21 protein-coding genes are annotated in these 20,139 nt (G+C 25.2%); 9 read left to right on the top strand and 12 right to left on the bottom strand.

What is annotated here, in order from left to right:
• The first annotated feature begins 1 nt into the window (after position 1).
• The 9 genes from lgt (at position 2) to AC1XWJ_RS01425 (ending at position 6,542) form a co-directional block, all read left to right on the top strand.
• Complete coding sequence (lgt, locus tag AC1XWJ_RS01465; protein ID WP_483334057.1) at positions 2–805, top strand: prolipoprotein diacylglyceryl transferase; 804 nt, start codon at positions 2–4, stop codon at positions 803–805.
• A gap of 10 nt (positions 806–815) precedes the next feature.
• Positions 816–1,739, top strand: a complete 924-nt coding sequence (gene trxB, locus AC1XWJ_RS01460; RefSeq protein WP_483334055.1) for a thioredoxin-disulfide reductase — start codon at positions 816–818, stop codon at positions 1,737–1,739.
• A 28-nt stretch (positions 1,740–1,767) separates the two neighbouring features.
• Positions 1,768–2,310 carry a ClbS/DfsB family four-helix bundle protein gene (locus tag AC1XWJ_RS01455; protein WP_483334054.1) on the top strand — a complete coding sequence of 181 codons (543 nt, stop codon included), beginning with the start codon at positions 1,768–1,770 and terminating at the stop codon, positions 2,308–2,310.
• 114 nt (positions 2,311–2,424) lie between these two features.
• Positions 2,425–3,333, top strand: a complete 909-nt coding sequence (locus AC1XWJ_RS01450; protein WP_483334053.1) for a TDT family transporter — start codon at positions 2,425–2,427, stop codon at positions 3,331–3,333.
• Between the two features lie 114 nt (positions 3,334–3,447).
• Positions 3,448–3,789: an Asp23/Gls24 family envelope stress response protein gene (locus AC1XWJ_RS01445; protein ID WP_483334052.1), complete on the top strand. Its 342-nt coding sequence runs from the start codon at positions 3,448–3,450 to the stop codon at positions 3,787–3,789.
• Between the two features lie 14 nt (positions 3,790–3,803).
• A complete protein-coding gene (gene nusB / locus AC1XWJ_RS01440; RefSeq protein ID WP_483334050.1) occupies positions 3,804–4,199 on the top strand; it encodes a transcription antitermination factor NusB in 396 nt (131 codons plus the stop codon).
• Position 4,200: 1 nt separating this feature from the next.
• Positions 4,201–5,478, top strand: coding sequence for an exodeoxyribonuclease VII large subunit (xseA, locus tag AC1XWJ_RS01435; RefSeq protein ID WP_483334049.1), 1,278 nt, complete (start codon positions 4,201–4,203; stop codon positions 5,476–5,478).
• Between the two features lies 1 nt (position 5,479).
• The gene (gene xseB / locus AC1XWJ_RS01430) at positions 5,480–5,683 is read left to right on the top strand and encodes an exodeoxyribonuclease VII small subunit (RefSeq protein WP_483334048.1); all 204 of its coding nucleotides are present in this window, start codon (positions 5,480–5,482) and stop codon (positions 5,681–5,683) included.
• Entirely contained in the window at positions 5,676–6,542 is an 867-nt protein-coding gene (locus AC1XWJ_RS01425) for a polyprenyl synthetase family protein (RefSeq protein WP_483334047.1), read from the top strand. The genes xseB and AC1XWJ_RS01425 overlap by 8 nt, the downstream gene beginning before the upstream one ends.
• Before the next feature lie 24 nt (positions 6,543–6,566).
• Here the strand turns inward: AC1XWJ_RS01425 and xerS are convergent, their stop codons facing one another.
• The 12 genes from xerS to ligA all read right to left on the bottom strand — a co-directional run bounded on the left by xerS (position 6,567) and on the right by ligA (position 20,137).
• Positions 6,567–7,613, bottom strand: a complete 1,047-nt coding sequence (gene xerS / locus AC1XWJ_RS01420; protein WP_483334046.1) for a tyrosine recombinase XerS — start codon at positions 7,611–7,613, stop codon at positions 6,567–6,569.
• Between the two features lie 152 nt (positions 7,614–7,765).
• The gene (locus AC1XWJ_RS01415) at positions 7,766–8,863 is read right to left on the bottom strand and encodes a metallophosphoesterase (protein ID WP_483334045.1); all 1,098 of its coding nucleotides are present in this window, start codon (positions 8,861–8,863) and stop codon (positions 7,766–7,768) included.
• 89 nt (positions 8,864–8,952) lie between these two features.
• Positions 8,953–9,141, bottom strand: a complete 189-nt coding sequence (gene rpmB / locus AC1XWJ_RS01410) for a 50S ribosomal protein L28 (protein WP_179942268.1) — start codon at positions 9,139–9,141, stop codon at positions 8,953–8,955.
• Between the two features lie 122 nt (positions 9,142–9,263).
• Positions 9,264–9,794 carry a GNAT family N-acetyltransferase gene (locus AC1XWJ_RS01405; protein WP_483334044.1) on the bottom strand — a complete coding sequence of 177 codons (531 nt, stop codon included), beginning with the start codon at positions 9,792–9,794 and terminating at the stop codon, positions 9,264–9,266.
• 54 nt (positions 9,795–9,848) lie between these two features.
• Entirely contained in the window at positions 9,849–10,406 is a 558-nt protein-coding gene (gene efp / locus AC1XWJ_RS01400) for an elongation factor P (RefSeq protein ID WP_483334042.1), read from the bottom strand.
• A 90-nt stretch (positions 10,407–10,496) separates the two neighbouring features.
• Positions 10,497–11,393 carry an alpha/beta hydrolase family protein gene (locus AC1XWJ_RS01395; protein WP_483334041.1) on the bottom strand — a complete coding sequence of 299 codons (897 nt, stop codon included), beginning with the start codon at positions 11,391–11,393 and terminating at the stop codon, positions 10,497–10,499.
• Positions 11,393–12,034: a tRNA (guanosine(46)-N7)-methyltransferase TrmB gene (gene trmB, locus AC1XWJ_RS01390; protein ID WP_483334040.1), complete on the bottom strand. Its 642-nt coding sequence runs from the start codon at positions 12,032–12,034 to the stop codon at positions 11,393–11,395. Before trmB ends, AC1XWJ_RS01395 begins: the two co-directional genes overlap by 1 nt.
• A gap of 10 nt (positions 12,035–12,044) precedes the next feature.
• Complete coding sequence (locus AC1XWJ_RS01385) at positions 12,045–14,912, bottom strand: insulinase family protein (protein ID WP_483334039.1); 2,868 nt, start codon at positions 14,910–14,912, stop codon at positions 12,045–12,047.
• 17 nt (positions 14,913–14,929) lie between these two features.
• Positions 14,930–15,442: an adenine phosphoribosyltransferase gene (locus AC1XWJ_RS01380; protein ID WP_483334038.1), complete on the bottom strand. Its 513-nt coding sequence runs from the start codon at positions 15,440–15,442 to the stop codon at positions 14,930–14,932.
• Positions 15,443–15,569: 127 nt separating this feature from the next.
• On the bottom strand, positions 15,570–17,828 hold the full coding sequence (gene recJ / locus AC1XWJ_RS01375) for a single-stranded-DNA-specific exonuclease RecJ (RefSeq protein WP_483334036.1): 2,259 nt from the start codon (positions 17,826–17,828) through the stop codon (positions 15,570–15,572).
• A complete protein-coding gene (locus AC1XWJ_RS01370; protein WP_483334035.1) occupies positions 17,812–18,144 on the bottom strand; it encodes a LapA family protein in 333 nt (110 codons plus the stop codon). The genes recJ and AC1XWJ_RS01370 overlap by 17 nt, the downstream gene beginning before the upstream one ends.
• A complete protein-coding gene (ligA, locus tag AC1XWJ_RS01365; RefSeq protein ID WP_483334034.1) occupies positions 18,137–20,137 on the bottom strand; it encodes an NAD-dependent DNA ligase LigA in 2,001 nt (666 codons plus the stop codon). The genes AC1XWJ_RS01370 and ligA overlap by 8 nt, the downstream gene beginning before the upstream one ends.
• Positions 20,138–20,139: the final 2 nt, after the last annotated feature.

The following is a 20,139-nucleotide window of genomic DNA, read 5'->3' as shown; positions in this document are numbered from 1 at the left end:
AATGAGTGATATATATATAAATCCAATTGCATTTTATTTGTTTTCTAGGCCAATATATTGGTATGGAATTATTGTATCTTCTGCTATATTTGTAGCTTATTACTTAGCAGAAAGAGAAGCTAGAAAAAGAGGGCTAGCTAAAGACAAAATGTTAGATTTACTATTAATTGCTGTACCAGTTGCATTTATATTTGCAAGAATATATTATGTATTTTTTAGATGGGACTATTATTCAACAAATACTGATAAAATACTTGCTATATGGGACGGAGGTATTGCAATTTATGGAGGATTGATAGGGGGCTTGATTGTTCTTTATATTTTTTCCAGAAGAAATAATATTCCATTATTGAAATTATTAGATATTATTGCTCCTAGCTTATTAATAGGACAAGCTATAGGTAGATGGGGGAATTTCTTTAATCACGAAGCATATGGTGGTATAGTTAGCAAAGAGACATTACAAAGTCTAGCTATTCCAGATTTTATAATACAAAATATGTTTATAGATGGATCTTATAGGCAACCAACTTTCTTATATGAAAGTTTATGGTGCTTAATAGCATTTTTTATTTTAATCATTATTAGAAAATATTTATATAATGGCGAAGTTATTGCTACATATATGATATTGTATGGTTTCGAGAGATATTTTGTAGAAGGATTGCGAGAAGATTCTCTTTATATAGGTGTTTTTAGAGTATCACAGTTAGTTTCTTTAGTATTAGTATTAATTGGAATTATTTTTATAATTTATAATAGGTTAATTAATAAACAAGATAAAAAACTATATATAAATAGTTAGATCGGAGGAAATGATGAAAGATTTATATGATTTAATAATTATAGGAGCAGGTCCAGCAGGAATGACCGCTTCTATTTATGCGAGTAGAGCTAGCATGTCTGTTTTAATGTTAGAAAAAAAATATCCAGGAGGACAAATGCTGTCAACAGCAGAAATAGAGAATTATACTGGTTATGAAGAAATATCTGGACCAGATTTATCAGAAAAAATGTTTGAACATTCTAAAAAATTTGGAACAGAATTTGCTTTTGGAGAAATTAGTAATATAAATTTAGATGGTAATATAAAGGTACTTACGGCAGGAGATAAGGAGTATAAAGCCAAAACTGTAATTATAGCAACAGGAACAGAAGCTAAATTATTAGGAATTCCTGGTGAACAAGAATTTGCAAGTAGAGGAGTTAGCTATTGTGCAGTATGTGATGGTGCTTTCTTTAGAAATAAAGAAGTAGTTGTTATAGGGGGAGGAGATTCTGCTATAGAAGAAGCTATCTATTTATCGAATATAGTAAATAAAGTTACTATTGTACATCGTCGTGATGAACTAAGAGCACAAAAAATATTACAAGAAAGAGCATTTCAAAAAGAAAATATAGAGTTTGTATGGGATAGTATTCCAGTAGAAATTAAGGGTGAACGTAAAGTAAATTCTATTGTAGTCAAAAATGTTAAGACAGAAGAAGTTAAAGAATTATCGGTAGATGGGGTATTTATTTACATAGGAATGAATCCGCAAACAGAATCATTTAAAAATTTAGAGATATTAGATGAACTAGGATACATACCTACAGATGAACATCTTGCAACAAAAATACCAGGGTTGTTTGTTGCTGGAGATGTTCGTCAAAAAGAAATTAGACAAATAGTTACTGCTGCTAATGATGGTGCAGTAGCAGCACAGAGTGCATATAAATATTGTGAGCTAGAAATATAATATTTTAGTAATTGAAGGAGTATTTATTATGTCACGACCAAGAACAAAAGATGATTTAATACTAGCAGCTAAAGAAAATTATGAAAGACTATGTACACTAATTTCTAAAATGTCATATGAAGAATTAAATACACCTTTTAATTTTTCATATGATGAAAAGAAAAAAGAAGCGCATTGGAAAAGAGATAAAAATTTGAGAGATATTTTAATTCATCTTTATGAATGGCATCAACTTATTTTAAATTGGGTAGATTCTAATCAAAATGGAGAAGAAAAGTCATTTATTCCTAAGCCATACAATTGGAGAAATTATGGAGATATGAATATTGAGTTTTGGAAGAAATATCAAGATACATCTTTGGAAGAAGCAAAAGAAATGTTACAACAATCTCATATTAAAGTTTTAACTTTAGCTGAGACATTTACTAATGATGAACTATTTACAAAAAATATCTATAAATGGGTTGGCGGAAGTGTTCTTGGTTCATATTTTGTAAGTGGAACATCAAGCCATTACGACTGGGCAATAAAAAAGATTAAAGCTCATCAGAAAAATTGCAAATCAAAATAATCTGAAATACAAAATACTAATTATTTAGTATTTTGTATTTTTTATTATTAGTATCATTGAATTTTATCGTAAGATATTATAAAATTACGATATAACAAATTTAAGGAGTAATATATGAAATTTATAAAAAAATTACCAGTACCAATATCTGGGCTTGCGTTAGGAACAGTAGCCTTAGGAAACTTATTACAAGTATATAGTAAAAATATACAATTGATATGCAGTTATTTATCGCTTATGATTGTCATTTTATTATTATTAAAATTTATAATTTATCCTAATATTATTAAAGAAATTATAAATACACCTATTTTGATAACGGTAATAGCAACATTGCCTATGGCTATTATTTTATTAAGTTCTTTTTTTGAAAAATATATAGGAGTTTATAGTTTAATTCCTTGGATTACAGCTATACTATTACAAATTATTATAATATGTATTGTATTGATAAAATATGTAATTAAAAATAAAAACATTAATAATATTTATCCAACGTGGTTTATAGCTTTTGTAGGCCCTGCAGTAATAACAGTAACTGCTAAAACATACAATTTAGAATGGTTGGGAGAAAAAGTATTTTATTTTACACTAATTAATTATCTTATTCTTATACCTATAGTTTTATACAGAGTTTATATTTATAAAAATTTAAAATCTGGTGAGTATCCAACTATAACAGTATTTGCAGCACCTGGAGGACTTCTTTTAACTAGTTATATGATAGGCGTATTGGATAAAAATTATTATTTAACAAATTTTCTTGTAATTATAACTATAATATTTTATTTTTTTATTTTAATTAATTTACCAAAATTATTAAATAGAGATTTTTATCCTAGTTTTTCTGCCTTTACTTTCCCACTAGTTATATGTGCTACAGCTTTTCAAAAAATATCTGTTTACTATCAAATTTATTCAATTTCGTTTATTTGCAGAATTAGTGGAATTATAGCTATATTTGTAGTGATATTTGTGTATTATAAATATATTGTATATTTTATAAAGAATAATGAAATTTAATATGTAATAAAAATGTATGCAAAGATATGCATACATTTTTTCAAGTTTACTATTACTTTATAATAGTGTATAATATTATAATATTGAGTTTATAAATTTTAGGAGGTTTATACAATGGAGAACACTAAAACATTAGGAACAATCGAGATTAAGCCACAAGCATTGGCTGTTATAGTTAGTATAGCTACAAAAGAAGTTGAAGGTGTTTCAAAATTAATTGGAAATTTTACGACAGAAGCTTTAGAAAAAATAGGTAGAAAAGAATATTCAAAAGGTGTAAAACTATATTTTGATGAAAGTGAACTTATGATAGATATATCTTGTAGTATAAAAGCAGGATACCCAATATCTTCAGTTGCTAAAAAGATTCAAGAAAATGTGCGCAATACACTTTTTAATATGACAGAATTAAATACAAAAAATATTAATATAAACATCTTAGGATTAGAGTATTAAAATAGGAGATTATAATGAAAACAAGGCATGAATTAAGAGAAATTACTTTTAAATTGTTATTTCAAATTGACAATAATGATCTTGATTTTAACACTGTTCTTGAATTAGAGGAAGATGATATAAAAAATAATCCTTATGTTGTAAATACGGTGAAAAGTGTTATAGAAAATAAAGATGAAATAGATAATATTATTTCTGAAAATCTTAAAGGATGGACTATTTCTCGTCTATCAAAGATGAATAGGCAAATTTTAAGAATAGCTATTTATGAAATTAAGTATAGCGATATACCTTACAAAGTATCTATTAATGAGGCAGTAGAATTGTCAAAAAAATATAGTGAAAAAGATGATAGCTATAGATTTATTAATGGTGTTCTGAAAAGTGTTGTAGAGAAAGCAGCAAAATAATATGGATACTAGTAACGAAAAAATAAAATATTTAACTATTACTGCATTAAATAGATATTTAGAACGAAAATATCAAAATGATCCATATTTAAAAGAAGTATATGTTAAAGGTGAAATATCTAATTTAAAATTCCATTCTTCAGGTACTATGTACTTTTCTTTAAAAGATGAAAATACCGTTATTAAAGCATTAAAATTTAACTCAAAAGAAAATAGAGCTGTAAAAGAAGGAGATAATGTTTTAATTAAAGCTAGTTTGGATTTTTATTTTCCTAATGGTGAACATAGATTAAAAGTAGCAGATTTAAAAATTGACAATATTGGAAATCTGTATAAAAGCTATATAGAACTTCGTGATAGATTAAATTATGAAGGAATATTTAATCAAGAATATAAGAAAAAAATAGCTAGCATAAATAATAATATAGCTATAATAACTTCTCCTACAGGTGCTGCTATTCAAGATATAAAAAGAACAATAATAAGACGTTATCCGTTAGCTAAAATTACACTCTATCCTTCATTAGTTCAAGGTGAATCTTCTGTAAATGATTTGATAAAGAATCTAAAATTAGCAGACAATGCGAACCATGATGTTATTATATTAGCAAGAGGTGGGGGATCAATAGAAGATTTATGGAGTTTTAATAATGAAGCTGTTGTTAGGGAAATATTTAATTGCAAAACACCAATAGTTACTGGAGTAGGGCACGAAACAGATACAACTTTAGTAGATTATGTTGCAGATGTTAGGGCTTCTACCCCAACTGCAGCAGCAGAAATAGTTACAGATACAACTTTAGAAAGTATAAAAGATAATATCTTTTTATTAAAAGATAGATTAAACAGAAATATAATAAAAAATATTAATTACAATAAAAATATTCTCAATAATTTATCAAACAATTACTATATTAAAAATTTTGCTAATATATATAAAGAATATTTAAAAGATTTAAATTTTAAAAAAAATAAATTGGAAGTAATTATTAATAATAAAATAAAAGAAGAGAAATTAAGGTTAATTAATATTGAAAAATCTTATAAAAATCTTAATATATTAAATTTTTATAAAAATAGATTTTATCATCAAGTAGAAATTTTTAATAGAAATTCCCCACTTAGTATTTTGCAAAAAGGATATACTATATTGTCAGATAAAAATGATAATAGAGTTTCCTCTATAACACATTTGCATCGTGGAGATAATATTAAAATTTTAATGAAGGATGGTACTATAACCGCAGAAGTTATTAATATTGAATCTGAAAGGAATTAATATGACTAAAGAAGAAATAAATTTTGAAAATCAAATGCAACAGCTAGAAGAAATAATTAATAAATTGGAAAATAATGAGTTAAATCTAAATGATGCATTAGAAGAATATAAAAATGGTGTAGAAATAATTAAAAATTGTAATTTTATAATAGAAGATGCAGAAAAAAAAGTGGCTGAATATTCAAAGGAATTTGATAATGAATAATATACAAAAATTCTTAGCACAACAAAAAATTAATATAAATGAATTTGCAAAAAATTACATTTCTAATCTTGATATACCAGTAGCGTTAAAAGAATCTATAGAGTATTCATTAGTAAATGATGGAAAAAAATTAAGACCTAGTATGTTTTTGGCGTTATTAGAACACTACGGTATTAATCATAAAGATTATATGGATATTGCCATTGCGATAGAATTAATTCATATATATTCCTTAATTCATGATGATTTACCTGCTATGGACAATGATGATTATCGATGGGGAAAGTTAACTAATCATAAAGTATTTGGGGTAGATGTCGCTATTTTAACAGGTGATGCTATGCAAACATTACCTTATGAGATATTATCAAATAATAAATTATTATCTGATAAAACAAAAATAGAATTAATAAAAATATTAGCCAATAGTTCTGGTAGTGCTGGTATGATAGCAGGACAAATATACGATATAAAACAAGCAGTGTATGATGTTGATGCAGAATATTTAAAAAAAATGCATAGTTTAAAAACTGGTAAATTATTGACAGTTCCTCTACTATTTGCAGCCCGTATAGCAAAAAAAGATAATAAAGAACTATTGTTACTTGAACAATATGGTTACGAATTAGGTATTGCATATCAAATTAAAGATGATATATTAGATTACTACGGAGAGTTTGAAAATATAGGAAAATTACCTAGTGATGAAAATAAAAAAACTTATTTGAGCTTTTATGGAATCAATGAGTGCCGAAAACTCTTGAGTGAACATACACAACTAGCTAAAAATATAAGTAAAGAATTAAATAATACTTGGCTATATAACTTTGCTGACTTACTACTTAATAGAAAAAAATAATCCTTTACAATTAAGGATTATTTTTTATTCGTCAAGTTTTTCAATAGATTTTTTAATAATCTTTTTTGACTCATTTATATATAACATAGAAGTATCACTATTAGAGTGTCCCATTTGAGTCATAATAATCGGTATATTACCATTTGTTTTTTGTGCTAATTTTGTACCATAACTATGTCTTAGTTTGTGAGGGGACATAGGAATATTATAACTTTCTGTATATTTCATAACTAATTTTTGTATAGCTCGAATAGATATTCCTTTTTTGTTTTTTGTTACAAATAAATAATCTTCTCTTCCTAGTTCAAAAGGTAAAGAATCTAAATACTCTGTTATTTTATCAATAGCAGAATTTGTTATTAATACTGAGTCAGTTTTATTTCCTTTTCTTATGACATTTATTTCACCATTCTTGTAATCAACATCTTTTATCTTTAAATTTGCTAGTTCGTTAACTCTAATACCGCTACGTAAAAATAAAGTTAATATAGCTAAATCACGTTTTTTATCACGTAAGAAGAATGTTCTAGCATGGGTTGATAATGTTTTTTCATAATCATATTCTATATAGTTTAAAAATTCTTCATCTTGAGAATCTAAAAATATTTTTTCTGAAATTTTTTTAGAACGTGATGATAATGTTTCTTTGACACGATTAATAGGTATCTTTAACATAACATTTCTCTCGAAATGAGGTTTACCATTTTCTTGTTCACTAGTAACAGTTAAAAATTTATATAAAGAGCGCATAGCTGCCTTATAATTATTAATGGTAGTTTGACTACGATATTTTCCATTTATTTCTTCACGAGAAAGATGTTTAAAGAAAGATTCCATTTCTTTTTTTGATAGATTTTCTAGTGTAGTAATGGATACTTTTTTGATATCTTTAGCATCAGAAATTGTTTCTACAATCAACCAATTTAAAAATACATTGTAAGTTTCTAAATATCTATGCAAAGTTAATGGAGATAAGATGTCATAATAAGTGTCAAAAAAATCTTCTATATATTCAGGAAAATTTTTAATATTATCGTTAATTTTTCGTTTATAATAATCTTTTTGATTCATAATTACCTCTTAAATAATATTCATTTATTTTTGCATATAATATGTATTATGCGAACAATTATATTATAATATAAAGTCAAAATTATTGCAATAAAAATAATATTTAGTATAAAAGTTTTATCTTCTACACTAAATATTATATATCCCTTTTATTATTGTTTTTTATTTAAGTTTATTATTACATATTCAGATTTTTCTTCTGTTCTTATAGGATATCCCCAAACTCCAAATCCTGAACTAACTATTATATCAAAATTATTTTCTTTTAAATGACCATAGTCAAAACTAATAGCCTTAGTTATATAACCAAATGGCCATATTTGTCCTGCGTGAGTGTGTCCTGATAGTTGTAAATCGTAACCAGCATTTTTATTTTCTTCATATACAGCTGGTTGGTGATCAGCTACTATTAAATACTTATTTTTATCTAAATCTTTGATAAGATCACTAGCATTCTTTCTAACACCCAAATTTCTATATGAATAATCTATTCTTCCCGTAATAATTATATCATCTGTAATAGATATAGATTCTTCATTTAAAAAAGTAATATTTGAATTTTTAATAGCATTTAATAATATTTCTGTACGATTGTCTGTTGGATTTGAATATCTACTTTCATCGTGATTCCCATGTATGTAATATACACCATATTTAGTATTTATACTTCCAAATGTATTAAATACTTTTTCATAGTCCTCTACTTCAGTTAGTTCATCTACAATATCTCCAGCTAAAATTAGAAAATCTAAATTTTCATTATTTAGCTCCTTTTTATACGTATCCAGTTCTTCAATTAAAAATGTGTTACCAAAATGAACATCGCTAATAAGACCTATTTTATAGTTATCGTTAGTTAGTTTTTCACTAGTTATATTGTATTCTTTTTTAGTTATAGTATGTGCATTCATATATCCATAACTAGTTACTATTGTAGATAAAAGAAATGGTATTAAAATTATTGTTGTATATATTTTTTTTGGTAATCTAAATTTAATAACTTTAGTTAACATAAATAAAAATATATCTACTATAATGAAAATTAATAAAACATAGAATAAAAAAATAAACCAGCTACTCAATGGATAGAATATTAAAGGAACAAATGCTAAGACATTAAAAATAAATGTTAATAGTTTTATTTTTTTATTAGGAAGTATTAGTTTAATAATTCGAAACAAAATAAAATAGTTATAAATAAAAATTGTCAGTAACAATACAATTATAATTATTAAAAAAGTGTATGGCATATACTTTCCTCCTTTCTTTTTAATAATTACATATAAAAGTAAAAAACTATTCAAGATAACTTGAATAGTTTAAAGTTTTATGTTATCAATTATACACGTTGCACTTTTCCAGATTTTAAAGCACGAGCAGAAACCCAAACTTTTTTAGGTTGCCCATCTACTAAAATAGTAACTTTTTGTAAGTTAGCTTTAAATTTTCTTTTTGTAGCGTTCATTGCATGTGAACGAGTATTTCCTGAACGAGCTTTACGTCCAGTAACGTAACAAACTTTTGCCATGAATTAATCCTCCTTTTGGAAATAGTTTATTCATAACATTTACTACATACACAATAATCATTATAGCATAGTGTAATTATATATGCAAGTAATATTTACTTTTTAGTATTTATAAATTGATATTATATACTTTTCCATTCATTACGTAATATGCCATATTTGACACTATCATAATAAACACCTTGCCAATATCTTACTTTCCTAATACATGCTTCTTGTTTTAGTCCTAGTTTTTCACTTGCTTTCATCATACGGTAATTACCTGACCATGTTGTTAGTCCAATATGTTCAATTTCAGAAAATTCACTAAAAGTATCAGTTATCCATTGTTTTAAAGCAATTGTTCCTATACCTTTATTCCAATATTGTTCATCATAAATAACAATACCTATTTCAAGCCATCTTGTTTTTTTATCTTCCCAAAATCTAAATACCATTCCTACCAATACATCGTCGATAAAAATTCCTTGATTATATTCTGTATTTTTATAAAAAGTTAATGTTTCTTTAAATTGTTCATATTTATATGCTTTATAATCATCATAATACGGTCCATTCCATTTTGACCATTCTGGATTTTCTTTGGAAAACCCTATTTCCCATAAATGAAAAATATCTTTTTCTTGAATTACCGGTTTTAGTGCTATAGTCATTATGTCCTTCTTTCCTATTAATTACATATCAAAAAGTGTTACATTATTGTTATATTAAGCTCTTGATACGTAGTATCCTTCAGAAGTATTAATTACTAAAACATCGCCTTCTTTAACAAATAAAGGTACTTGCAATGTATATCCTGTTTCTACCGTGGCAGACTTAGTAGCACCTGTAGCAGTATCTCCTTTAACACCTGGTTCAGTTTCTGTAACAGTTAATTCTACAGTTGTAGGTAAATCTACTCCAAGAATTTCACTACCAAACATCAAAATAGAAACTTCCATATTTTCTTTTAAGAAATTTAATTCATATTTAATATTAGCTTCAGGGATTTCTATTTGTTCAAATGTATCGTTATTCATAAATACATAGCTTTCACCAGTTGAATAAAGATATGACATTTTTTCATTAGTTATTAGAGCTTTTGCTACTTTTTCACCAGCTCTAAATGTTTTATCGTTTACAGCACCTGTACGCATATTTCTTAATTTAGAACGAACAAACGCTGCACCTTTACCAGGTTTTACATGTTGAAACTCTAATACTTTCCAAATGTTACCATCTACTTCAATAGTAACACCTGTTTTAAAATCATTTACTGAAATCATTATTTATTACTTCTCCTTAAAATTTTTCTACTTAACATTATAAATAAATTCAAACTAAAAATCAATATCCAACACAATAAATTACATTAATTATGTTATATTTTCTTTTAAAAATGTTTTTATATACGGCAAGGATTCTAAGTTATCCTTATTTGTAAAAATATGATTAGCTCCTTTTATTATTTTTAATTCTGCATTTTCAAAAGTATTTACAGCCTTTTCTGAATAGGATAACGGGACTATATTATCTTTATTACCGTGTATAATTAATGTAGGATTTTTATATTGTTCAATAGTTTCGTATATATCATAATCAATTGTTTTTTCAAAACATACTTTTCCAACACTATTACCTTTATGATTATAAATTTCAGGTATTTCGTCAACACTAATAAATAAATTTTTAGCATCATCAAATAAAACAAATGCAGGATATAAAAGAATCAATCCTTTTATTTTGTCATTGTTTTCTGCTGCAACTAAAGTAGATACAACTCCTCCTTGACTAGCTCCAAGTAAAAATAAATTATTTTTATCTACAAAATTTTGACTTAACATATTATTTAAAACGGCATTAAGATCATCTTGTTCTGTAAAAACAGACATTTGTAAAATATCTCCATCACTTTTACTTCGTGGGCTACCACCAGAAAAATCAAAACTATAAACAATATAACCTAATTTAGCTAATTCATTCGCATAAAAATCGCCATATGAGTGAGTATTGTTAAATCCATGAGAATAAATTATTGTAGGTAATTTTAATTCTTTATAATTTTTAGGTGCAGTTATTACTCCATATATTCTCTTATCAGCGTTGTTTGTCCATAAATCTTCTCTTACTATATTTTGAACATCTGCATTTTTTGATATTATTTTTTCTTCAACATAAGTATTATTATATACATTAGATTGATTATTATTGAAGTACAAATACACTATTAAAAATATAGTTATAGCTACCGATAATAAAATTATTTTTTTCATTATTTATTTTTAACAACCTCTACATAATAAATATTATTACCTTTTGTAATAAATTTGTCCTCATATTCAGTATGAACGTTATCTTCTTCATATTTACTATTTGTTAAATCTAATGATATTTTATCAATAACAAAACCGTGATTACTCATGCTTTCTAAACTATATTCAAATAATCCTTGATTATCTGTCTTTTGAGCTATTCGTTTACTACCATTCAAAATTTGTTCATATTGATCTAAAAATGTTTTAAAAGTTAGTCGACGTTTTATATGTCTAGTTTTAGGCCAAGGATCCGAAAAATTTAAGTATATTTTACTAATTTCTCCATTGGCGAAATATTCAGTTAAATTACTAGCATCAGCCAATATAAGTCTTAAATTTTCTATATTTTCAATTTCTATCTTATCAAGTAAAAAACTTAGTACAGTAGGTTGTGTTTCTAGACCTATAAAATTTATATTAGGATACTTCTTAGCAAGATTAAATATAAACTTTCCTTTTCCTGTACCTATTTCTAGATGAATAGGATTGGTATTTTTAAATACATCATTCCATATCCCTTTTTTGTGTGTAGGTTCTACAAACACATTGCTGTTATTTTCTAATCTTTCTTTTGCATTAGCTCTATTTCTAACTCGCATATTACCCTTTCTAATTTAATTCTTTAATTGATGAAAATAAGTTTTTATTTGCTTCTATAATTTCTTTTGATCCGATAATACATTTATAACTATTATTTTCTCTATTATCAAATAAATTTGCTAACATTCTTAAATCATCTACTGTCGTATTTTTAATTTCCGATACTAATTTATCAAAAAGATTAGTATCACTATCTGTTAGTTTATTAGATAGTGAAATAGCAGCTTTTTCAGCTGGAGACAGTAATTGATCAAATGCATTTAAAGTTCCTATAATATATTTATTTAATGTTTTATCATCAAAATTTATATTTTTTATATATGTGCCTACATTAAAATAATTTTCTAATGTATTTTTAAGATTTGGATCTCGGTAAGACCAAAAACCTACTTCTCCATATTTATTAATAGTTACTCCAGCAGTATAAGCTCCACCCTTAACTCTAATTCTATTCCATAAATAATCGTAATTTAAAATGTGTCTAAGCACCAATAAAGATCCACTGTATTCATTAATATTATAACCTACCCCTACATATTGAACTAACGTATCAAAATAAAATGCTTCAGCATAATTTTTTTCTTTAGGACTTAATACTATAGGAGTATTATCTGATAAAGAAGAATTATTACCAAGGTTGTTTACATATTTTTTTATATGTTCTCTAGATTCTTTATATATTGAATCATTTCCAACTATATTTATTAATAATGCATTTTTATTAAAGATGCTAGATTTAGTTATATTCAAAATATTTTGTAATTCTTCAAAACTATTTTCAAAATTTTCTAATATATTCTCTATAAACTTATAAAAATCATATCCCGAAATATACTCTGAAATTTTGTTATGTAAAGAATTATAACTAGCTATACGTTTATTGATAAAAGAATGACTATAATTTTTAAAACGGCTTTCTAACATTAATTTAAGTTCTAAACATATATTATATATTGCTTGTTTATTACTAAAATCACTATTTAGAGTATTTTCTAACAAAATATCAGATAATTTATCAGTCTTATCAATAAGATTTTTGGCAGATATAACAAACTTAATATTAATATTGTTAGTTTTATCATTTTTAAAAATATTAATACTAGAGCTAATATTACCTAAATTAAAATCAATCTCTTTTGCAACTTCTAATTCTGTTTTATTTGTAGTATTTATATTGAATAATAAATAACTTAGTAAAGAAGCATATTGAATCTGTTTCTTATCAAACGAAGTTATATCAAATAAGAATTTTGAATATAATATATCATTAGTTTCTATATTATAATGTGCATAGTTTATATCATCTATTTTTTCAAAAACAGTATCTGTATATGGTTTTTTTAAATTTATTTTCTTAGCATCAACACTTTTTATCTTTTCTAAATCTTCTTTTTTATCTGTACTATTTTGCCAAGAAATAAGTTTTTTAGTATCTTCAATAATTTTATCTATTTCTTCGTTAGATAGAGAATCTTGATAATCAGTCAAATCATCTTCTATCTTTTTTACATTTTCTGCTCTCAACAATACTATAGATTTTTGATTATTATTTAATAAATATTGTTCTGCTATTTCTTCATATTTATTTTCTTCTAAATTATTTTGTAATATATCGATAAAGTAATCATAATCAAACATATCCAAAGGATTCTCATTATCTAACCAGTTTCTTAGCGCTCTAATAGCATAATTAACGCCTTTAGGAGAACTAACTTTATTAACTTCTTCTTTAGCGATAAAACGGTTTTTATTTATTATCGCTTGAATTTGTTCTTTATCAAATTTTTCTTTTAGAATTTTTTCTAATTGTTCTTTGTAAAGTTTACTTATGCTGTTAACATAGCTATCTTCTACATTTTTAAATATTACTGAGTAACTAACTTGTAATTTATCACGTTGCATATATCCATACACATCTTCACAAATATTATTATCTATAAAATATTTTCTAAATGGCGAGTTACTATTTCCCATTAATATTTCATCTATTAAATCAATACTATTTATAGTACTATAATCGTTACTTTTTCCAATTATATAGTTTATTGCAACATAATGTTTGTTCTTCGGATCTTCGTTGTAATAGGTAGCTTCTTTAGTAACTTCCTCTTTTAATATTTGTTCTTTCAATTTATAATCACTGTAGTCTTTAAAATCATATTTATTTAAATATGTATCTATTTGAGATAATGATTCTGTAATATCTAAATTTCCGTAAAGAGTAATATAGCTATTACTAGGATGATAATTGTATTTATATGTATCTACAAATTCTTTTTGTGTAATTGAATGAATAGAGTTGGGCTTCCCACCATAAGAATATTGATACGGAGTATTTTCATATAATGATTCCGAAATATGCATATCTATGATTTCATCAACAGATGAATATACACCTTTCATTTCATTATAAACTACTCCTCTATATTCCATAGTTTCTTTTTTATCTTCTAAATGATAGTGCCATCCCTCTTGTTTTAAAATATTATCATTAGTCACCAATTTCGGATTAAATACAGCATCTAAATATATATCCATTAGTAATTTTAAATCTTCTTCATTTTTAGATGACACAGGGTACATTGTTTTATCAGGAAATGTCATAGCATTTATAAAAGTATTAAAAGAACCTTTTATTAATTCTACAAAAGGCTCTTTTACAGGATATTTTTCTGATCCACAAAGTACAGAGTGTTCTAAAATATGGAAAATACCATTATCATTATAAGGTATCGTCTTAAAAGATATACTAAAAGATTTGTTAATATCATCATTTTGAAAATATATTAGTTGTGCTTTAGTTTTTTCATGAATGTATCTATAAGCTGTACTATTAATATTTTTTAAAAATTTCTTTTCTAATAATTTAAAACCCATATTTTATAATTTTGTCGTTACATTTTTAATAAAGTTAAAACATCATAACCTTTTAATTTATCAAGACCATTTAGTCCATCAAGTTCAATAATAAATGCAATTCCGACAACTATTCCTCCTAATTTTTCTACTAATTTAATTGTTGCTTCGATCGTTCCACCGGTAGCTAATAAATCGTCTGTAATTAAAACTCTTTGCCCTGGTTTTATTGCATCACTATGCATAGTCAAAGTATTGCTACCATACTCTAAGTCATACTCATAGCTTATAACTTCTCTAGGTAATTTATTAGGTTTTCTAACAGGAACAAAACCTATTTCTAAAGAGTATGCAACCGGACATCCAATAATAAATCCACGAGCTTCTGGCCCTACTACAACATCTACTTGTTTTTCCTTAGCATATTCTACAATTTTATCTGTGGCATATTTATATGCTTTACCATCAGCCATAAGTGTTGTTATATCTTTAAAACTAATTCCTTCTTTCGGCCAATTTTCAACTATAGATATGTAATTTTTTAAATCCATTCCAATCTCCTAATTTTAAATAAAGTTTATTAATAAACATATTATTTATAAATAAAAAATATGCATTTTTATTATACACTATAAACAAAATAAATACCATAATTAATATGGTATTTATTAGTTATGTTTAGTTATTATTTTTTGTCAAAACTTCATTGATAGTTTGAATACTTTCATTTAATAATAAATTTTCTATATACAAGCCCTCCATAAGAGATTTATATGTAGTAGATTTATTTAAATCAATAGTTTTAAAGTTTTTATTAATATTTACAATATTTTTGTTTATAGTTACTAAACTTAATTCTGATAAAATATTTATCATTAATTTTAAACTATCTATATTGGTATTAAGTAGCTCTAAAATTTGCTTTATTTTTGTATTGGTATTTAATTCTAATGATTCTGTTTTCAACATTAAATTAAAGAGTTTAATTAATCTTTCTTTATTTATTTTGTATTTTTGGCTGATAGTATTATTTTTACAGAAAATATTAATTTTTTGTGGTTGTAAATTTATAATATTTTGAAGTTGTTTTTTAGTAATAGGTACATCTAAAATATTTATTACATTGTACTTTTGTGTTAGTAAGTTTATTTCATTAAATTTATAATAATTATTTTTATGATCGACAAAACTTTTTGATAATTTTAGTTCTTCGCTATTTAGTGTAGAAATATTACTTTTTCTCATATCATGAAATAAATATTGTTTTTTATCTATATCTATCAAATGTGCTTGTAATTTAGTTCTTCCATTGAAATAATTTTTATCAATATTACATAGAACATCAACAGTATCCCCTACTTCTAATTCATTATAAATTTCATTATCACGAAAACTAATACATTCTAGCCTATCAATATCAGATCCTGTAACTAATTTTAAATATTGTTTTTCACTACCAAACCCTATTTTTTCGATTATTGTTGTATTTTGTATAAGTATAGCAGGTTTTTCAAAGTTAATCCCAAATGGTTTTAATGTATCTATATCATTCAAAAGCTGATAACTAATCTCATCATTGTTAACTAATAAATCAATTTTTTTATCACTTTTTAGTGATGTTTCGTTAGCTAAGTATTCCTCATACAACGCATTTAATTTTTGTTCTATTTCTTCTAAATTTTCTAATGTTGTAGAAAATCCAGCGGCCATACTATGTCCTCCAAATGCTGTAAAAAGGTTACTTATTTTATTCATAGCTTCATAAATGTTAAAATTTAAAATACTACGAGCGGATCCTTTTAATTTATTATCTTCGATATTCATTATTAATGTAGGTTTCTTATATTTTTCTACAATGTTAGAAGCTACTATTCCAAGCACACCTTCGTGAAAATCTCCTGCTAATACTAATAAAGATTTGTCTTCTTTTTCAGCTATTAATTTTTCTATATTATTTAAAATATTATCTGTAATTGCTTTTCTTTCACTATTGTAATCATCTATTTTTTGTGCTAATTTCTGTGCTTCGGTTATATTTTCTGTTGATAAAAATAATAAACCTTCTTTGGCACTTGATATTCTACCTATAGCATTTAATCTAGGAGCAATAGTAAATCCGATAGTTTGTTCATCAATTTTACCTTGATGTCCCGCTATATCTAACAGTAACTTTAAGCCAACCCTTGTATCTTCATTTATAATTTTTAGACCTTGTTTAACAAAAATACGATTTTCTGAAGTTATCGGGACTAAATCAGCAACAGTTCCTATTGCAACTAAATCTAAAAAGAAATCTGGATAAATATCTAGCAAAGCATGAGCTAGTTTGAAGGTAACTCCAACACCAGCAAGTTTACCGAAAGGATAATCTCCTTTAGGATGCTCAGGGTGTATTATGGCGTAAGCATTGGGCATAACATCTTGAATTTTGTGATGATCAGTAATAATAACATCACAACCCCTATTAATTGCATATTCTACTTCATCAATAGCAGCAATTCCGTTATCAACTGTAATTATTAGAGTTATTCCAGAGTCTATAATATTAGCAAATGCATCTTTATTTGGTCCATACCCTTCTGTAAAACGATTGGGAATATATGATGAAACATCAGCTCCTAACGATGATAAAGTTTCTAATAATAAAACAGTTGATGTTATACCATCTGCATCATAATCACCATAAACTAATATTTTTTCTTCATTGTCTATGGCAATATTAATACGTTCAACAGCCTTATTCATATCATACATTAAATATGGATCAAATCCTTCTTCAAAGTCACCTACTAAAATTTCTTTAATTTGTTTATGCTCTACTAAGTTTCTATTTGCTAATATTTTTGAAGTATTATCTGAAAGATTATAACCTTTTTTTATAGTTTCTACTTCTGTTTCTTTATATTTAGGAAGTATCCAATTATATTTCAATCCCATTGTTTTGTTCCTCATTATCAATGATTTCTCTATCCTTATTATTCTCTAATTGTTCCTTTGTGAACAATAGCTTTTCAGTTCTTTCTAGTTTATTTTTTAATTCTTGATATTTATTTTTCCAGTATAGTGTAGCAATAAATCCTCCAAAAAGCATTAATATAAAAAATAGTAATGTCAAAGGAACTTTTATTGTAAAGAATATAAATGTAATAGGTACAGGATTATAATTCATAATTAAAAAAGTTAGAACTGCTACAACACTAACAACGATAGCGAATAATTTATAAGGTATTTTATCTTTATTTATATTATTCATTATTATCTCCTCTTATTATGTTGATAAATTGATTTTCAAATAAAATAGGAATATTTAATTCTTGTGCTTTTTTTAACTTTGAGCCAGCTTTTTCACCACAAATTAGGTAATTCGTATTACTTGTAACAGAACTAGTTACTTTTGCATTGACTGATTCTAAATATTTTTTTGCTTCATTTCGTGTTAGTTCATTTAGTTTTCCTGTTAATACCACAGTTTTATTGCTAAACATATTTTCTGACACTTCATTTTCTTCATAAATTGGATTTATTCCTATGTTTATAAGATTATTAATTAAATTAATATTATCATCTAACTCTAAATAATCTACTATAGATTGTGCAGAAATGTTTCCTATATCGTCAAGTTCTACTAATTCTTCATATCTTGCATCTAAAAAATTTGGTAATGATTTATACTTTTTAGCTAATATAGTACTTGCTTTTTTACCAATATTTAGAATTCCTAATGAATAAATTACTTTATCTAATTCTGCATTCTTGGAATTTTCTATAGAATTTAATAAGTTATTTACAGATTTTTCGCCCATACGTTCCAACTTAAGTAATCCTTCTTCATCCAAACTATATAAATCAATAACATTTTTTATTATGTTATTATTATACATTTGAATAATTAATTTATCGCCAAGACCATCTATATTCATAGCATCTCTACTAGCAAAGTAAATAATTTTTCTTATGTTTTGTTCTGGGCAGTCCAAATTTTGACAACGAACAAAAGGATTATCTTCTTCGGATATTAAAACACTATTACAAGAAGGACAATTTGTAGGAAAATTATATTTTTCGCTATTAGAATTACGAAGTTCTGAAATTACTTTTATTACTTTAGGTATAATTTCTCCTGCTTTTTTTACTACTACTGTATCTCCTATATGAATGTCCAACTCATCAATAATATATTTATTATGAAGAGAAGCTTTAGATACTGTAGAACCTGATATTTTTACTGGTTCCAAATTAGCCACTGGAGTTATTATTCCTGTTCTTCCCACACTTAGCTCTATATTAATAATTTTTGTTGCTATTTCTTCTTCAGCAAATTTATAAGAAGTTGCCCATTTAGGACTTTTTTGTGTAAACCCAAGGTGTTCTTGAAAATTTCTATCATTAACTTTTATAACAATACCATCTATTTCATAAGATAAATGTTCTTTATTTTTTTCCCAATAATTTATATAATTAGTGACCTCTTCAATATTTTTACATATTTTAAAATTATTATTTATAGGTAGCCCTAGTTGTTTTATTCTATTTAGAGAATTAAATTGATTATCTTCTGTATTATTAACTATTGTATAAATAAATGCAGATAATTTCCTAGTAGCTGTAATTTTAGAATTTAGTTGTCTTATAGAACCTGCAGCTGCATTTCTGGGATTTGCAAATAATTGTTCATTATCTTTTTTGCGTTGTTCATTAACTAAATAAAATGACTTTTTAGGCATATATACTTCTCCACGAACTTCTATATTTACCTGTTCATTTAATTGTTTAGGAATAGAAATTATCGTTTTAATATTCTCTGTAATATCTTCTCCTATAACACCATCACCTCTAGTAGCTCCCGAAACTAGCTCACCATTTTCATATGTTAAAGTTACTGCCAAACCATCAATTTTTAATTCGCATATATATTCAATATCATTAGTTGTGTTTAATAATTTTTTGATTCTATTATCAAAATCTAATAAATCTTCTACAGAAAAAGTATTTGATAAACTTAGCATAGGAGTTGTATGCTCAATTTTTTCAAATTCACTTAGTATTTTGTCCCCTACTCTTTTTGTAGGAGAATTTTTTAAAATATATTCAGGATAATCCTGTTCTAATTTTTCTAGTTGTTTATAAAGAAAATCATATTGAGTATCACTAATTTCAGGATTATCTTCTACATAATATTGATAAGAATATTTATTTAACAGATTTACCAAGTTGTTTATTTCTTCTTGAATTTTTATTTTATTCATAA

The sequence above is a fragment of the Gemelliphila sp. 1F1 genome (genome assembly GCF_056897515.1).
Note: the sequence above shows the minus strand (reverse complement) of the source record. Positions and strands in the feature narration are given on the sequence as shown.

Bases quoted from the DNA above. Each gene is read 5' to 3' on its own strand.
- AC1XWJ_RS01395 (WP_483334041.1), bottom strand. From the start codon at position 11,393: ATGAAAAAAATAATTTTATTATCGGTAGCTATAACTATATTTTTAATA.
- lgt (WP_483334057.1), top strand. From the start codon at position 2: ATGAGTGATATATATATAAATCCAATTGCATTTTATTTGTTTTCTAGG.
- rpmB (WP_179942268.1), bottom strand. From the start codon at position 9,141: ATGGCAAAAGTTTGTTACGTTACTGGACGTAAAGCTCGTTCAGGAAAT.
- xerS (WP_483334046.1), bottom strand. From the start codon at position 7,613: ATGAATCAAAAAGATTATTATAAACGAAAAATTAACGATAATATTAAA.
- AC1XWJ_RS01380 (WP_483334038.1), bottom strand. From the start codon at position 15,442: ATGGATTTAAAAAATTACATATCTATAGTTGAAAATTGGCCGAAAGAA.
- trmB (WP_483334040.1), bottom strand. From the start codon at position 12,034: ATGCGAGTTAGAAATAGAGCTAATGCAAAAGAAAGATTAGAAAATAAC.
- AC1XWJ_RS01450 (WP_483334053.1), top strand. From the start codon at position 2,425: ATGAAATTTATAAAAAAATTACCAGTACCAATATCTGGGCTTGCGTTA.
- recJ (WP_483334036.1), bottom strand. From the start codon at position 17,828: ATGGGATTGAAATATAATTGGATACTTCCTAAATATAAAGAAACAGAA.
- AC1XWJ_RS01415 (WP_483334045.1), bottom strand. From the start codon at position 8,863: ATGCCATACACTTTTTTAATAATTATAATTGTATTGTTACTGACAATT.
- AC1XWJ_RS01445 (WP_483334052.1), top strand. From the start codon at position 3,448: ATGGAGAACACTAAAACATTAGGAACAATCGAGATTAAGCCACAAGCA.
- efp (WP_483334042.1), bottom strand. From the start codon at position 10,406: ATGATTTCAGTAAATGATTTTAAAACAGGTGTTACTATTGAAGTAGAT.
- trxB (WP_483334055.1), top strand. From the start codon at position 816: ATGATGAAAGATTTATATGATTTAATAATTATAGGAGCAGGTCCAGCA.
- nusB (WP_483334050.1), top strand. From the start codon at position 3,804: ATGAAAACAAGGCATGAATTAAGAGAAATTACTTTTAAATTGTTATTT.
- xseB (WP_483334048.1), top strand. From the start codon at position 5,480: ATGACTAAAGAAGAAATAAATTTTGAAAATCAAATGCAACAGCTAGAA.
- AC1XWJ_RS01425 (WP_483334047.1), top strand. From the start codon at position 5,676: ATGAATAATATACAAAAATTCTTAGCACAACAAAAAATTAATATAAAT.
- AC1XWJ_RS01455 (WP_483334054.1), top strand. From the start codon at position 1,768: ATGTCACGACCAAGAACAAAAGATGATTTAATACTAGCAGCTAAAGAA.
- AC1XWJ_RS01370 (WP_483334035.1), bottom strand. From the start codon at position 18,144: ATGAATAATATAAATAAAGATAAAATACCTTATAAATTATTCGCTATC.
- AC1XWJ_RS01385 (WP_483334039.1), bottom strand. From the start codon at position 14,912: ATGGGTTTTAAATTATTAGAAAAGAAATTTTTAAAAAATATTAATAGT.
- xseA (WP_483334049.1), top strand. From the start codon at position 4,201: ATGGATACTAGTAACGAAAAAATAAAATATTTAACTATTACTGCATTA.
- ligA (WP_483334034.1), bottom strand. From the start codon at position 20,137: ATGAATAAAATAAAAATTCAAGAAGAAATAAACAACTTGGTAAATCTG.
- AC1XWJ_RS01405 (WP_483334044.1), bottom strand. From the start codon at position 9,794: ATGACTATAGCACTAAAACCGGTAATTCAAGAAAAAGATATTTTTCAT.